General features: G+C 60.8%; 11 protein-coding genes. 4 read left to right on the forward strand and 7 right to left on the reverse strand.

Going from position 1 to position 13,429, the window contains the following annotated elements; genetic code table 11:
• Nucleotides 1–10 precede the first annotated feature (10 nt).
• Together G6N74_RS11245 and G6N74_RS11250 are read left to right on the forward strand one after the other, a co-directional pair.
• Nucleotides 11–1,750 (forward strand): glycosyltransferase family 4 protein, encoded by a 1,740-nt coding sequence (locus G6N74_RS11245; RefSeq protein ID WP_165117282.1) that lies wholly within the window; start codon nt 11–13, stop codon nt 1,748–1,750.
• Nucleotides 1,747–2,826 carry a glycosyltransferase family protein gene (locus G6N74_RS11250; RefSeq protein ID WP_165117284.1) on the forward strand — a complete coding sequence of 360 codons (1,080 nt, stop codon included), beginning with the start codon at nt 1,747–1,749 and terminating at the stop codon, nt 2,824–2,826. Before G6N74_RS11245 ends, G6N74_RS11250 begins: the two co-directional genes overlap by 4 nt.
• Before the next feature lie 174 nt (nt 2,827–3,000).
• Here G6N74_RS11250 and G6N74_RS11255 read toward each other — a convergent pair whose 3' ends face one another.
• The 6 genes from G6N74_RS11255 to G6N74_RS11280 form a co-directional block, all read right to left on the reverse strand.
• Nucleotides 3,001–3,495 (reverse strand): aminoacyl-tRNA deacylase, encoded by a 495-nt coding sequence (locus G6N74_RS11255; protein WP_165117286.1) that lies wholly within the window; start codon nt 3,493–3,495, stop codon nt 3,001–3,003.
• Entirely contained in the window at nt 3,492–4,919 is a 1,428-nt protein-coding gene (locus G6N74_RS11260) for a tryptophanase (protein ID WP_165117288.1), read from the reverse strand. The genes G6N74_RS11255 and G6N74_RS11260 overlap by 4 nt, the downstream gene beginning before the upstream one ends.
• A 94-nt stretch (nt 4,920–5,013) precedes the next feature.
• Nucleotides 5,014–5,841, reverse strand: a complete 828-nt coding sequence (locus G6N74_RS11265; protein WP_165117290.1) for an AraC family transcriptional regulator — start codon at nt 5,839–5,841, stop codon at nt 5,014–5,016.
• Nucleotides 5,842–5,976: 135 nt separating this feature from the next.
• A complete protein-coding gene (gene fhuB, locus G6N74_RS11270) occupies nt 5,977–7,980 on the reverse strand; it encodes a Fe(3+)-hydroxamate ABC transporter permease FhuB (protein WP_246245722.1) in 2,004 nt (667 codons plus the stop codon).
• Nucleotides 7,977–8,867, reverse strand: a complete 891-nt coding sequence (locus G6N74_RS11275) for an ABC transporter substrate-binding protein (RefSeq protein ID WP_312857863.1) — start codon at nt 8,865–8,867, stop codon at nt 7,977–7,979. Before G6N74_RS11275 ends, fhuB begins: the two co-directional genes overlap by 4 nt.
• Nucleotides 8,864–11,053 (reverse strand): TonB-dependent siderophore receptor, encoded by a 2,190-nt coding sequence (locus G6N74_RS11280; RefSeq protein WP_165117292.1) that lies wholly within the window; start codon nt 11,051–11,053, stop codon nt 8,864–8,866. Before G6N74_RS11280 ends, G6N74_RS11275 begins: the two co-directional genes overlap by 4 nt.
• A gap of 359 nt (nt 11,054–11,412) precedes the next feature.
• Here G6N74_RS11280 and G6N74_RS11285 point away from each other — a divergent pair, with 359 nt between their 5' ends.
• Nucleotides 11,413–12,168, forward strand: coding sequence for a PIG-L deacetylase family protein (locus tag G6N74_RS11285; RefSeq protein ID WP_165117294.1), 756 nt, complete (start codon nt 11,413–11,415; stop codon nt 12,166–12,168).
• Between the two features lie 60 nt (nt 12,169–12,228).
• On the opposite strand, the gene G6N74_RS11290 is transcribed toward G6N74_RS11285, so the two are convergent.
• A complete protein-coding gene (locus tag G6N74_RS11290; protein ID WP_165117296.1) occupies nt 12,229–12,474 on the reverse strand; it encodes a hypothetical protein in 246 nt (81 codons plus the stop codon).
• 219 nt (nt 12,475–12,693) lie between these two features.
• Here G6N74_RS11290 and G6N74_RS11295 point away from each other — a divergent pair, with 219 nt between their 5' ends.
• Nucleotides 12,694–13,347, forward strand: coding sequence for a TerC family protein (locus G6N74_RS11295; protein WP_165117298.1), 654 nt, complete (start codon nt 12,694–12,696; stop codon nt 13,345–13,347).
• Nucleotides 13,348–13,429: the final 82 nt, after the last annotated feature.

Below are 13,429 nucleotides of genomic sequence, written 5' to 3' on the forward strand. Positions count from 1 at the left end.
GGGCGATGGCATGAACGCCGCTCCTGCACTCCGCTTGCGCGAGGCCGTGTCTCCGCGACCCAATTGCGCCATCCATTTCATCCCGGAGGCTTATGAAGGTGACAAGAGGCTGGTGGTCGGACGCCAGTCGGCCGGCGCGGGCTTTCTCGATGCTCTGGTCGAGCATGGCGGGGTCGACAAGCTTTACTGCCTGACCGACAGGCCGCAGATCTACGACGCGTTTCGTGAACGCGTAGCCCTCGGCGAGCGCACCCTGCCCTCCGAGTGGATCACGCCGTTCGATGGCGATCTCCTGGAAGAAGCCGGCTGCGTGTTCATGCCGGGGCCAGTCATATCCGAAGGCGCGTGGATGCGCCGTTATATCGGCGAGCGGCGCTACAGCGTTTGCGGCATCACGCATTCGGTGGCGACCGAGCGCGTCATCCGCAGCATCCGCGATTTCATGGTATCGCCGACACAACCGTGGGATGCTCTGATATGCACCTCGCTCTCGGCGCGGCAGGCGATCGAGCATATATTCGAAACCTGGGGAGAGTATCTGGCCTCGCGCGGCTTCACCGTCGGCAAGACGCCGGTGCAGTTTCCGATCATTCCGCTCGGTGTCCATCTCGACCGCTTCACGCGTACTGAAGCCAGAATCGCGGCAGGCAAGGAACTCCGCGCCAAACTCATGCTTGAGCCGGACGACATCCTGGTGCTGAATTTCGGGCGGCTCGACTACCGCTCAAAGTCGCACCCGGTACCGCTTTTCCGGGCGCTGGAGATCGCATCGCGCCACATGCGCAAGGGCCGCATGCATCTCGCCATGGTCGGACAGTTCAACGACCCGCTGAACGAGCATGAGTTCCGGGCCGCGCGCCAGCTGTTCTGCCCTTCGGTGCCGGTGCACTGGATCGACGGCGCCGACCCGCAGACCGCGCGTGATTCATGGTTTGCGGCCGATATGTTCGTCTCGCTGCCCGACAACGTCCAGGAAAGCTTCGGATTGACGCCGGTCGAGGCGATGGCAGCGTCCCTGCCTTGCATCGTAAGCGACTGGAACGGCTACAAGGAAACGGTGGTCGACGGGGAAACGGGCTTTCGGATTCCGACGATCATGGCGCCATCCGGCGCCGGCATCGAGCTTGCAGATGATCACGCGCGATCGGTCTTCGATCATTTCACGCTGATCTCCTTCACCGCGCAGTGCACGGCAGTCGACATAGACGCCTGCGCGGAAGCGATCGCACGGCTGGCAACGGATGGAGAGTTGCGCCAGCGCATGGGCCAGACCGGGCGCAAGCGCACTGAGGCACTTTATGACTGGCGCAGCATCATCGCCCAATATCAGGACCTGTGGGCAGATCTTGGCGCGCTTCGCCGTAGCGCCCGCACAGTGGGTGGACGCGATCCTTCCAGGCAGACCGTTCATCCCGACTATCCCGATCTTTTCACCATGTTTGGCGGGCATTCGTCGCAACCGCTGGAACTGGCGATGATCGCAACCGTCGTGGACCCGGACCCGGAATACACGCTCCGCCAGATGAGGACCTTGCGGATGAACACCGTGGCGCGACCGATCATGCTCGATGATTTCGAGATCGACCGGATCGTCAAACGGCTGGGCGAAGCGCCCGAGAGCGTGGCCACGCTGCTTTCCGGGCTGCCCGAGGCCAACCGGGCCAGGGGAATGCGCAGCCTGATGTGGCTGTGCAAGTTCGGCATCATTTCACTGTCGACACTGCAGCACGACGAAAGCCCGCCTGCATGAGGGGCGCCGTCTGCTATCTGCTGTCCGGCTACAAAAGCCACAAGCGCGCCGGCCTCGACTACCGGCGCGCGCTGGAGGGGGCGGGCGTAGAGATTACCGACAGCCCGGCAGAGGCAGATATAGTTGTTCTCCACAATGAACCTTGGAGTTATCCCGGCTATTTCCGCGCCTATCCCGAACTCAAGCAGCGCCATGTCATCGCCTACGCCGTGTGGGAACCGGATCGGCTTTCGCCCAACGTGACACGCTGGCTTGGACTCGTCGATGAGATCTGGACCAGTTCAAGTTATTGCCGCGATATCATGCTGGCGAGCGGCAAGCCGGTGACCATCGTGCCGCATATCGTGACGCCGCCCTCGCCTGACCTGGCCGAGCAAGGCACGTTGCGCGCGCGGTTCGGCCTGACGGACACGACATTCGCCTTCTATACGATCGCCAGGCTCGAAGAGCGCAAGAACATCGAAGCTGGCATTCGCGCTTTTGCCAAGGCATTTCCGGACGGCGGACCGGTCTTTATCGTCAAGACGCCTGAGCAATTGCCTCTCTCGATGCGCGCCAAGGGTGTCATTGCCTGGGGCGGCGATGCCACGGATGACGAAATCGCAGCGCTGCATGGCATCGGGCAGTGCTGCGTCAGTTCCCATTGCGCGGAAGGCTGGGGCCTTTGCATCTCCGATGCTATGGCGCACGGCAATATCGTCGCGGCGACCGGGTTCAGTGGCAACATGGACTACATGACCCCGCAGAATTCAATGCCGGTGGCTTTTTCGGTCGAACCAATCTGCAAGGCCGACACGCGCATGAGCTTCGGCTTCGAGAGCTCGAACGCCGCAGCTGCCTGGGCCTATGTCGATGAAGATGATCTAAGCGCGAAACTGCGCACCGTGCACGATGAGTGGACAGGTCTTGCCGGTATGCGCACTGCGGCACAAACCGCGATGGCTTCCTATGGCATCGACGCCGTCGCTCCCACGATGCTGTCGAGAATTGACGCTCTTCATCCGAGGCCGCGATTGTCAAGCCAAGCCGGACCGCATCGCTTGCGGCCAAAGCTAACCCATTTGATTAAAGCTTAGACCTGCAACTGTCTGATTTCTGCCTGTCCGGCACGGACCACTCCAATCACCCAAGCAAGTTGAGCAACGCCCTGACCACGCCGAACACGCCAAGTCCAATCAAGGCAATACCGGCAACTCTGGTCGTCAACTGCCAACTGTAGAGCTTGTTGTCTGGCAGTCGCATTGCCTTTCTCAACTCGCAGCAAGGCTGTTTTGGTTTGCAGCACCCTTTGACAGATCCCCCACCACGGCCTGAGCAATCCGCAACAACTCGGGAAGAGCGATCACAAGGGTCGCCGTGTTGCGACCCGTGCCGCAAACGACCTCTTCCAACTCAAGGACGTTGCGGTCGATAAACACACGGGCGCCGTTGATCGGCAGCGGAACGACGCCGCCGATCTCCATGTCGAGCCTGTCCCGGACGTATTCCTCCTCGGCCATGCGAAGGTCTGCCCGCCGCTCTCCTAACGCGTCTGCGATCCTCTTGTAGTCGGCGCGTTCGGCTGCCCGGATGGCGATGATCGCAAGACTGTTGTCCGCGCAACGAAACACCAGGCCCTTGACCATGTTTCGAGGATCGTGCGGCAGTATCTCCTTTGCATCGTCGAACGAGATCAACGGCCTATGCGTCACCACGGAGAACACCGTGCCCCGCTCTTCGAGGTATCGTTTGACCAGCGGGCTCATGCGCTGACCAGTTCCTTGTTCGATGCTGCCGGCGCCGTATCTGCCCACCGAAACCGCGCCGTGAAATGCCGCAAGATCGGTGGCTCATATTCGAAGTCGAGCCCTTTGATGCTCTCCGCGCGAGCGGCAACGGCGATCAGCGCATCGGCGATATAGTCCATATGATCATTGGTGTAGACGCGGCGCGGGATCGTCAGGCGCAGCAATTCAAGCGGTGACACTTCCTGCTCGCCGGTTTTCGGATCGCGCCCCAGCATGAGCGAACCAATCTCCACCGCACGCACGCCGGACTCGATGTAGAGTTCGCACGCGAGAGCATGCGCTGGAAACTGCTCGGGGCGAACATGCGGCAGGATAGCGGCAGCGTCCACGAACACGGCATGTCCACCCGTCGGATACTGGATCGGAACGCCGGCGTTTCTCAGTCTTTCGCCAAGATAGGCCACCTGCCCGATGCGATAGGCGAGATAGTCGCTTTCGACCGCCTCTTCGAGCCCGATCGCGACCGCCTCCATGTCGCGCCCCGCCAACCCGCCATAGGTGATGAAGCCCTCCATGGGTACGCATCTGGTCTGGACGGCGCGAAACAGATCCTCGTCCTGACGGAACGCGCAAAAGCCGCCAATGTTCACCAGGCCATCCTTCTTCGCGGACAAGGTCAGCATGTCGCCGTAGCACATCATCTCCCGCACGATGTCGCGGATCGAGCGCTCGGCGTAACCCACTTCCCGCTGTTTGATGAACCAGGCGTTTTCGGCAAAACGCGTCGCGTCGATAATCATCGGGATGCCCATCTCCCGGGCATATCCGGAAACGGTTCGCAGGTTGGCCATCGACATCGGCTGGCCGCCGGCACTGTTGCAGGTGATGGTTGCGATGATGCCGGCGACGTTTTGGCGACCGTGAATTTCTATCGCATGAAGCAGTTCCGCCAGGTCGAAGTTTCCCTTCCAGTCGTCGTGCTTGGCGGTATCGAGAGCGGACTTGGTCAGGACGTTGATCGCCTTTGCGCCGGCGATTTCGACATGAGCCTTCGTCGTGTCGAAATGGTAGTTGGACAGGAAGACCGGCGTGGCCGATCCACGCCTCTTGACCATTTCCGGGAACAGGATTTGTTCGGCGCCCCGGCCCTGATGAGTCGGGATTGTATAGGGGTACCCGAAAAGCCGCTCGATGGTATCGGCCAGCCGATAATAGTTGCGGCTGCCCGCATAGGCTTCATCGCCGAGCATCATGCCAGCCCATTGGCGATCGCTCATCGCGCCGGTGCCGCTGTCGGTCAGGAGATCGATATAGACATCCTCGCTTCGCAGAAGGAATGGATTAAACCCAGCTTCCCTCAATGCGACTTCACGGTACGGCTGTTCGGTCATGCGAATTGGCTCGACCATCTTGATCCTGAATGGCTCAGGGATACGTTTCATTTTGGCATGCTCCTGCATTGCGGCGCGTTTCGGCGCCGACTGGTTGAGTTTCTGAACGTTGAGGAAAACGAGGCGGGCGAACCCGGCAAAGCCGCTACATGGCGAATGCGGCCTGATAGGCTCCCGGGGTCACGCCGATGCGTGCCTTGAAGGTGCGAATGAGGTGAGCCTGGTCGGCAAAACCGGATGCAGCCGCGACGTCAACCGGATCATGGCCGCGTCGCAACATTGCCTTTGCAGCATCCACACGCCGGTTGATCAGATAGGCATGCGGCGTGAAGCCGGTGTCCCGGTGGAATGCTTCGATCAGGCGCTGCCGCGGCAACCTGGCTTCCTTGACCAGTTCGGCAAGGGTCAGTTTTTCATCGAACCGCTCGCACATAACCGCAGCCGCTCGTGCGACCGGCCCTTCTTCCGCGCCAGTCGGCTTTAGAGCAACCCGGGCGTGTCTGGACAGGCAATGGCGGTAGCTGCGCAGCATCAGCTCTTCGGCTTCCAACGGGCACTGATTGTCTTCCCAGGCGCGATGAGCCTCGAAAAAGAGCGCGCAGCCTCGCACATCCCTGACGACCGGCTCCGGAAACGACGGAGTTCCGAGAATTCCACTCCCCGACATTTCCGATGCGATTTCGACTATGAGATCCGCGTCGGGGTAACTCACCCGGTAGCTGTAACCGTCCATCATCGGGATGCCGTCATGAACGTCATGCGGATTGTAGAGGGTCAGGTCGCCTGCCCCTGCGAAAAGCTGGACGCCGCGGATGAAGACGCTGGCCTTGCCGCTCATCAGCGCCCCGATCACATAGGTCTCATGCGCATGAGGGGCGTAGTGATGTTGGCTGAACGATGCCGTCAGGCACTCGACGCCGGTGGTCGGCGCCGTGAAATACCGGGCATGCTCTTTTGCGTTTCTAACGCCCACCGCTTCGCTCCATGAACGAAATTACTCAGGCCAAATTAGCACATGCAGGGGCAGCCGGATTGAAGAAAAGTATTTGTACGTCAACTCCCGGTGCGACGCCAATTATCAGCCCAACTGCGGCACAAGCCGTGAGCGCTACCGCCGTTTCGCCATCAGAAACATGAAATATGGTCCGCCCACCAGGGCAGCGATAAGTCCGGCCGGGATCTGCCATGGGAAGATCAGCATGCGGCCGGCCCAGTCCGCGCAAACGAGTATCAAGCCGCCGAGAATCGCAGAGGCGAAAAGCTGCGGCAGGGCGCGCTGAAAGCCGAGCATGCGCGCAAGATGCGGCGCCATCAGTCCGACGAAGCTCAACGGGCCGATGACGAGGGTTGCTACCGCCGTCGGTATCGACACCAGAACCAGAAGAATGACGCGGACGCGGTCAAGCCGGAGACCCAGCCCGCATGCAGCGGCATCGCCGAGGGGCAGAATCTCCAGCCAGCGTGCGAGGAACGGCACGATCATCAGCGGGACGATAGCCGTCGTTGCCGCGACAAGGGCGTCGGCGGTGGTGGCACGATACGTAGAGCCCGACAGCCACGCCAGCAGCGTGTCGAGGCGCGGGTCGCCGCTGGCAAGCACTACCGCTGAGAAGGCGGAAGCCATCGTCGCCATCGCGACACCGGCGAGCAACAACCTGTCGGGCGCGAGCGCCCGGCGGTTGCCGATCGGCGCCACTATCGCCAGGCTTGCCAAGGCACCCGCAAAAGCAGCCGCGAGCATGGCCGAGCGGTCAAGGCTCGAACTCAGGACGAAAAAAACCAGCACGCCGAGTGAAGCACCGCCGGAAATGCCCAGCACCTCCGGTGCCGCCATCGGATTGCCGGTCATGCGCTGCATCAACGTGCCCGCAATCGCCAGCATAACACCGGCGGCAAGCGAAACCGCGACGCGTGGAGCCCGCAGCGGCAATAATTCGGACAGTCCCGCTCCTGAAGCCCAGCGCCATCCGCTGCCGTCATATCCCACGGCCAGCACGGCCCAGACGAGCACAGCCATTGCCGTCAATGCCGGCAGCAGAAACAGCCATGCGTTTCGCCTGTGCAGGGATGGCATCACCTCTTGCCGCTCCGGCATGGTTCGCAATTTCGGCAGCAGCAGAAGGAGCAGCGGCGCTCCGAGAAACGCGGTGGCCGTACCGGCGGGAATTTCCGACGCGAACGGCAGGACCTGTACTGCCCTGTCGGTCAGCCACAGCATCGATGCGCCGGCAAGCGGCGCCCATATCATGCGCTGCCGAAACGTACGCGCGCCGGCGAGCTTGACCAGTGCCGGCGCTGCCAGCGCCACGAAACTGATGACCCCGACAGCTGCGACGACAGCCGCGCTCAGCGCCACGGCAACGCCGGTTCCCGCAAGCCGCATCGTGACCGGGCTGGCCCCAAGGCTCGTCGTGCTCTCGTCGCTCAGATCGAGCAGCCGCAACGGGCGGATCAGAAACAAAGCGGCGATGCCGGCCACAATGAGCCAGGGAAGCAGCCTGAACGTTGCGGTATCGCCATTCTGGATGAGCGAGCCGGTCTGCCAGATGAACAGTTCCTGCGTATATTCGCGGTTGATCGCCATCAACAGCGCGCCCGCCGAATTGCATGTAAGACTGATCACCAGCCCCGCAATGATAATGGCGATCGGTGAAAAGCGACGGCCTCTCGACAGTTCGAAGACGGCGAGCGTGGCAACGGCTCCTCCCGCCAGCGCCACCCATTCCCGGCCGTGTTCCAGCGTCCAGGGCGCATAGAGGGTGGCGACGGTCAGGGCGATGCTGGCGCCGGCATTCGTGCCTATGGTCGTCGGTTCGGCGAGCGGATTGCGCAATACCTGTTGCAGAAGCGTGCCCGCCAAGCCGAGCGCGGCACCCGCGAGCAGGCTGATTGCTATACGCGGCAGGGCCGCGTGGCGATAGAGCAACTGGCGCGGATCGGTGAGATCGGGAGCGCCGATGGCATGCCACCAGAGTTCTGCGGGCAGAAGGCGCAGTAGGCCGGTAAGAGTGAGGCATGCGGCCAGCAGCGCTGGCACGCAAACCAGCAGAAGAAGGGGCCAGTCCCTCCTGCCGGGCATCGTCGTCTTGCCTGCGGCCTGCATGACGGTCATGCCTGAGCAAGCAACGTGGCGAAGCGAGCGGCCGACGCCAATCCGCCGAACGGCCAGACGGGCGGGATCGTCGTCACATTGCCTGCCTTGACGCAGGGAAGGTTCGCCCACAGCGTGCTTTGCTCGATCCGGATGCGAATATGCGGCGGGATCGGATCGAGCGAAACCAGCCGCGCTTCGCCAATCGCCACCAGTTCTTCGATGCCCATCGTCGAAAAGCCCCAGCTATCGGTTTTTCCCGTCCAGGCATTGGTAATCCCGACCCTGTCGAATACGTCCTGCAGCAAGCTGCCACGGCCATAGACGCGGACATGGCGATCGTCGAACATGCTGACCACGGCGAGCGGTCGCCCTTCCTTGCCGGCAAGCCTCACCCTGGCCTCGGAAATAGCGGTCGCAGTCTGACGGATCAGCTCTTCCGCCTCGGCTTCGCGTCCAAGTTTCTCGCCGAGTTTCCGTGTCTCGGTCTCGGCCTGCCGGTAAGGCGTGTCGGTGCCGTCATAGAAGGGAACGGTATGGAGCGGCGCTATTCGTGCAAACGGACCCTGATCGAGCCCGTAGCCGTAAGCGCCGATGATCAGATCGGGCTTGAGTTCCAGGAGCAATTCAAGATTGGGCTCACCGCGCGAGCCGAGGTCCAGGCATCCTGCCGAGAGGCCGGGGCCAACCACCCAGTCGCGATATCCCTTTGTATCGGCGACCGCGAGCGGCTCGATGCCGAGCGAAATGATCATCTCGGCCGCGGTCCATTCGAGACAGGCCACCCGCGGCTGAGATGCGCCGCGGGCCGGTAAGGTCGCGGCGCCGAGCCAGGCCCCGGCGAGGCCGGCAACACACTGCCGCCTAGTGAGCAGGCCAAAAGGCGCGCGCGATTCCGTATTTCTCACCAACGATACTTTACCGAGCCGGTGATCTTGCGGCCCTCTCCGTAAAAGCAGCCCGAACTGCGGCTGTAACAGGAGGTGACATACTGCTTGTCGAACAGGTTGCTGGCGTTGAGCTGGAACTTCATGTTCTTCCAGTCGTAGTGGACAGCCGCGTCGACCAGCGTCGCCGCGGGCACCTCGAAGGAGTTGGCGTCATCGCCAAAGCTCGAACCGATATAGCGCAGGCCGGCACCACCGCCGAAGCCCTCCAACATTCCGCTCCGGAATGTGTAGTCACCCCAAAGCGACAGTCGATGTTGCGGCACGCCATAAGGCGTGTTGCCGCCGGTGCCATCGCCGTCATCGACTATCTTCATGTCGATATAGGCGTAGGCAAGCTTGATGTCCCAGCCTGAATCGAGGCTCGCAACGCCCTCCAGCTCGATGCCGCGCGAGCGGATCTTGCCGGTCTGGAAAGTGTCGTTGCCGTAACTGCGCGTGACATTCTCCCGCGTCAGGTCGAAGGCCGAGACGGTGACGAAACTGTTCCAGCCTACCGGCTGGTATTTCACGCCGATCTCATACTGCTCGCCGGTTTCCGGCTTGAACGCTTCGCCTTCATTGTTGGTACCGATCTCCGGCATAAATGACGTCGAATAGCTGACATACGGCGCCAGCCCGATGTCGGAGAGGTAGACCAGACCGACACGACCGGTGAAGGCGCTGTCCGACTGCTCGCTCTCGCCACCCTCAAGCTTGTCGAATGACTTGCTTTGGGTCCAATCCTGGCGGCCGCCGAAACTCAGCACCCAGTTTTCGTATTTGATCTGGTCCTGTGCGTAGAGACCGACCTGCCACTGCCGGGCGTCGACATCCATGTAGGGCGTCAGCTCGCCTATCGGCGCGCCGTAGACCGGATTGAAGATATCGTCCAGCGGAGCAATGTCGCCGCCCGCACCCCAGTCGCTGTAGTCGGTATACTGGTAATCGAGGCCCATCAGCAGCGTATGGGCAAGCGGTCCCGTATCGAATGTCGCCTGGGCCTGGTTGTCGATCGCGAAATTGCCGAACTTCGAGCGGCCGGCATCGACATAACGATGATAGGTATGGCCATCAGGATCGAGGCCAGGTTCCAGATCGGGATTGGGATTGGCGCCGCCACCGAACACGCCGAACTGTTCACCGTTATAGAGGTAGGAATAACGGGCGTTCTGCCGCACCTGCCAGGTCTCGTTGACCCGGTGCTCAAACTCGTAGCCGAGCATTGCGAATGTCGGATTGAACTCGTCGAATGCCGGCTCGCCAACGAAAATGTTGTTCGGCAGGCGTTTCCCGCCCAGGCCGGGGAACACGGTTCCCTCAGCCGGCAGAAACTGGATGCCCCAGCCGCCCTTGTTGCGCTGATAAGTTCCCAAGACCGTCAGGCTCGTGTCCTCATCGGGCTGCCATTTGAGCGATGGCGCGATGAAAATGCGGTCATCATTGACGAAGTCGACATCGATGTTGCCGTCGCGCAAAAGGCCTGTCAGCCGGTAGCTGAGCACGCCGGCCTCATCGATCTTGCCGCCCATGTCGAACTGTGTCTGATAGCGGTCAAAGCTGCCCGCGCTGACTTCAATCTCGCGGAACGTCTCGCCAGTCGGGCGCTTGCTGACATAGTTGATGATGCCGCCGGGGCTGTTCTGGCCATAGAGCACCGATGCAGGCCCGTGCAGGATTTCGATCCGCTCGGCGCCATAAGGTTCGAGCGACAGGAAGCTCACAAACGCCGAGCCCTTGAGGCGCAGACCATCCTTGAAGAAGATCTCGTCCCACGCATCGAAGCCGCGGACCTGCAGGCCGGAACCGCGGGTGTCGTTACCCCACATTTCGCCCGATACGCCGGGAGTATAACGCAAGGCGTTGCCGAGGCTTTCCACACGCTGAGCTTCCATCTGGTCGGCGGTGACGACCGAGATCGATTGTGGCGTCTCGATCAAAGGCGTGTCGGTCTTGGAACCGGTGGCGCTGCGGCTGGCGACATAGCCGTCGACCGGTCCCCAGGCGTTTTCGACCCGCGACTCAATGGTGACCTGATCGAGGACGATCGCACCGCCTGATGCGGCACCATTGCCGGAATTCTGATCGCCGTTTGCCGAGGATGCTTGCTGAGCGAATGCTGCCGGGCTTGTCAGAACTCCCAATCCCAGCACGGTGGAAACCAACAAGCGATGAAACCGCCGCTTCAAAAGCCCATATTGCCTCGGAACCGAACGGTCCCTAGTATCTTGCCCATATCCATTGAAATCCGCGAAACCACTCACACAACGCCCCAATTCCGATTTGTATCATGGTATCATGCCGTCCCAAGCCGATAATGCTGACTACCGGAGTCATGTTTTTCAGTCAAGCCAGCCAAGACGCTTGATTCAACCAGGGCGCTAATGACAACGAGCACAATCTCGAGCCCGTCCGCGGCGGAGCCAGGCCCATTTTTGCAGACGCGCTATCCGCAAAGGTCGGATGCGCAAGTGCCGCGCCGAACCGAGGGCTATCCCAAGCATATAGGAATTTAGGAGCTGCCAACTTGGTTCGCATTCTCGCAGTCCATGCGCATCCGGACGACATCGAGTTTCTGGCTGCCGGCACTTTGGCGCTTTTGGCCGATACCGGACAGCATCACATTATCTTCTCGACGCTGACCAGTGGCGACAAGGGATCTCGCGATCTGTCAGCCTCGGAGATTTCCGAATTACGTCGCAAGGAAGCAGCCTCTGCGGCCGCGATCATCGGCGCGGACTATGTGCCCGGGGATTTTCTGGACCAGGAAATCTTCTCGGATAACGCGTCGCGGCACGCGGTGGTGGAACTGCTGCGCAAGACGCGCCCCGATGTCGTCCTGACGGCATCGCCCGTGGACTATTCCCCGGACCATGAGGCAACGAGCCTGCTCGTGCGCGACGCCTGCTTTGCGGCCGGGTTGCCCAACTACAAAACTCACTCGCCTTCTATCGGCGAAATCCCCGAGCTCTATCTGATGGATCCTCTAGGAGGCACCGACCGCAACGGCGATACGATCGACCCGGATTTTATCGTCGACATTACCGACAAGATCGCAGTCAAACGCGCCATGCTGGAGAAACATCAATCGCAGCGCGCTTGGCTGAAAGCCCACCATCATATGGAAAACTACGTGGAGCAGATGGAAATCTGGTCCGGCGAGCGCGGTAAGTGCATCGGCGTTCCGTTTGGCGAAGGATTCCGACGTTATCGCGGGCACCCCTTTCCTCAGAACCGCTGCCTTGAGCTGCTCCTTCAGGAGCATATTACCAAGCGGACCTAACTTGCCAAACAGGCAGTTATGTCGGCTTGGCGGCAAGTCGACGGCCGAGGCGCTGCCTTGTCAGCCAAAGGCATAGCCACGCCGAACTTTTCTACGGGCGCGTATAATTTTCTGTGTGTTGGCTACCATAGCTTCTCTCACAGGCTTCAACTCAAAAGATGTCGCAATGTCTTTAAGGTGCCAAGCTCGAGAAAACGCAATCCTTCCCATGAGCGCGACGCAGTGACTTTGGCCAAGTTGAAGAGCAGGCAGATAACCGGATAGAGAAACTTTAAGGCCAATTTGCTCCTTGAGTTTTTCTGCCATGTGATTACACGTAGCGCACCAGGCCGGGCCCCTCTGGCAGTTCCAATGAACTGTGATGTCGGACTGGAAGTCCAATTGGGTGGCCTGGTGTTCGTGGAAATCAATCGACCGTAGTAGTCCGACAGCAAGCGCGTTCGGCACGGCAGTGCCGTTTGCGTTACACTTTGCGATAAACAGGTCCCACGGCATGCGGGTGCCCACACACAACATGGGTGCCATATGAGCGAATTCTTAACCCCTGAAGCCCTTTCTGCCTTGCTTCAGGTTATCATGATCGACCTGGTTCTGGCGGGCGACAACGCGATCGTCATCGGCCTTGCTGCCGCCGGCCTGCCAAAAGACCAGCGAGCCAAAGCCATTCTCATCGGAATCATCGCTGCGACGGTGCTGCGCATCGGCTTTGCCGCAGCAACGACCCAGCTTTTGCAGATCGTCGGGCTTCTGCTTGCCGGCGGTGTTCTGCTGCTATGGGTGTGCTGGAAAATGTGGCGCGAGTTGCGTGCCAACCATGCCGAGGAAACCGAGGCGAACGAGGCACTGCAGGACCGCGATATCAACCTTGACGGCAAAATTGCCGGCAAGGCCCCCCGCAAGACGTTTGCGCAGGCAGCATGGCAGATCGTCATCGCCGACGTATCCATGTCGCTCGACAATGTGCTCGCTGTGGCAGGTGCAGCCCGCGAACATCCGGGTGTGCTGGTGTTCGGCCTGATCCTGTCCATCGCGCTCATGGGCCTGGCTGCGAGCTTCATCGCCCGCCTGCTCCAGCGCCATCGCTGGATCGCTTACGTCGGCCTGGCAGTCATCCTGTATGTTTCGGTGGAGATGATCTACCGCGGGATCAATGAAGTCCTGCCTTATCTGAATCCCTGAAATCCTCTTTCGGCTGGCGCAACGATGTTTGGTTGCGCCAGTTCTGTTGCGAGAACTCACAATTGTCTCGCGCATTCATTCT

The sequence above is a fragment of the Mesorhizobium zhangyense genome, assembly GCF_011045115.1.
In the GTDB taxonomy this organism is placed as follows: domain Bacteria; phylum Pseudomonadota; class Alphaproteobacteria; order Rhizobiales; family Rhizobiaceae; genus Mesorhizobium_M; species Mesorhizobium_M zhangyense.

What these genes read in the sequence shown, in the direction of transcription:
- G6N74_RS11245 (WP_165117282.1), top strand. Translation starts at nt 11, where the DNA reads ATGAACGCCGCTCCTGCACTCCGCTTGCGCGAGGCCGTGTCTCCGCGA.
- G6N74_RS11295 (WP_165117298.1), top strand. Translation starts at nt 12,694, where the DNA reads ATGAGCGAATTCTTAACCCCTGAAGCCCTTTCTGCCTTGCTTCAGGTT.
- fhuB (WP_246245722.1), bottom strand. Translation starts at nt 7,980, where the DNA reads ATGACCGTCATGCAGGCCGCAGGCAAGACGACGATGCCCGGCAGGAGG.
- G6N74_RS11255 (WP_165117286.1), bottom strand. Translation starts at nt 3,495, where the DNA reads ATGAGCCCGCTGGTCAAACGATACCTCGAAGAGCGGGGCACGGTGTTC.
- G6N74_RS11250 (WP_165117284.1), top strand. Translation starts at nt 1,747, where the DNA reads ATGAGGGGCGCCGTCTGCTATCTGCTGTCCGGCTACAAAAGCCACAAG.
- G6N74_RS11290 (WP_165117296.1), bottom strand. Translation starts at nt 12,474, where the DNA reads ATGGCAGAAAAACTCAAGGAGCAAATTGGCCTTAAAGTTTCTCTATCC.
- G6N74_RS11260 (WP_165117288.1), bottom strand. Translation starts at nt 4,919, where the DNA reads ATGAAACGTATCCCTGAGCCATTCAGGATCAAGATGGTCGAGCCAATT.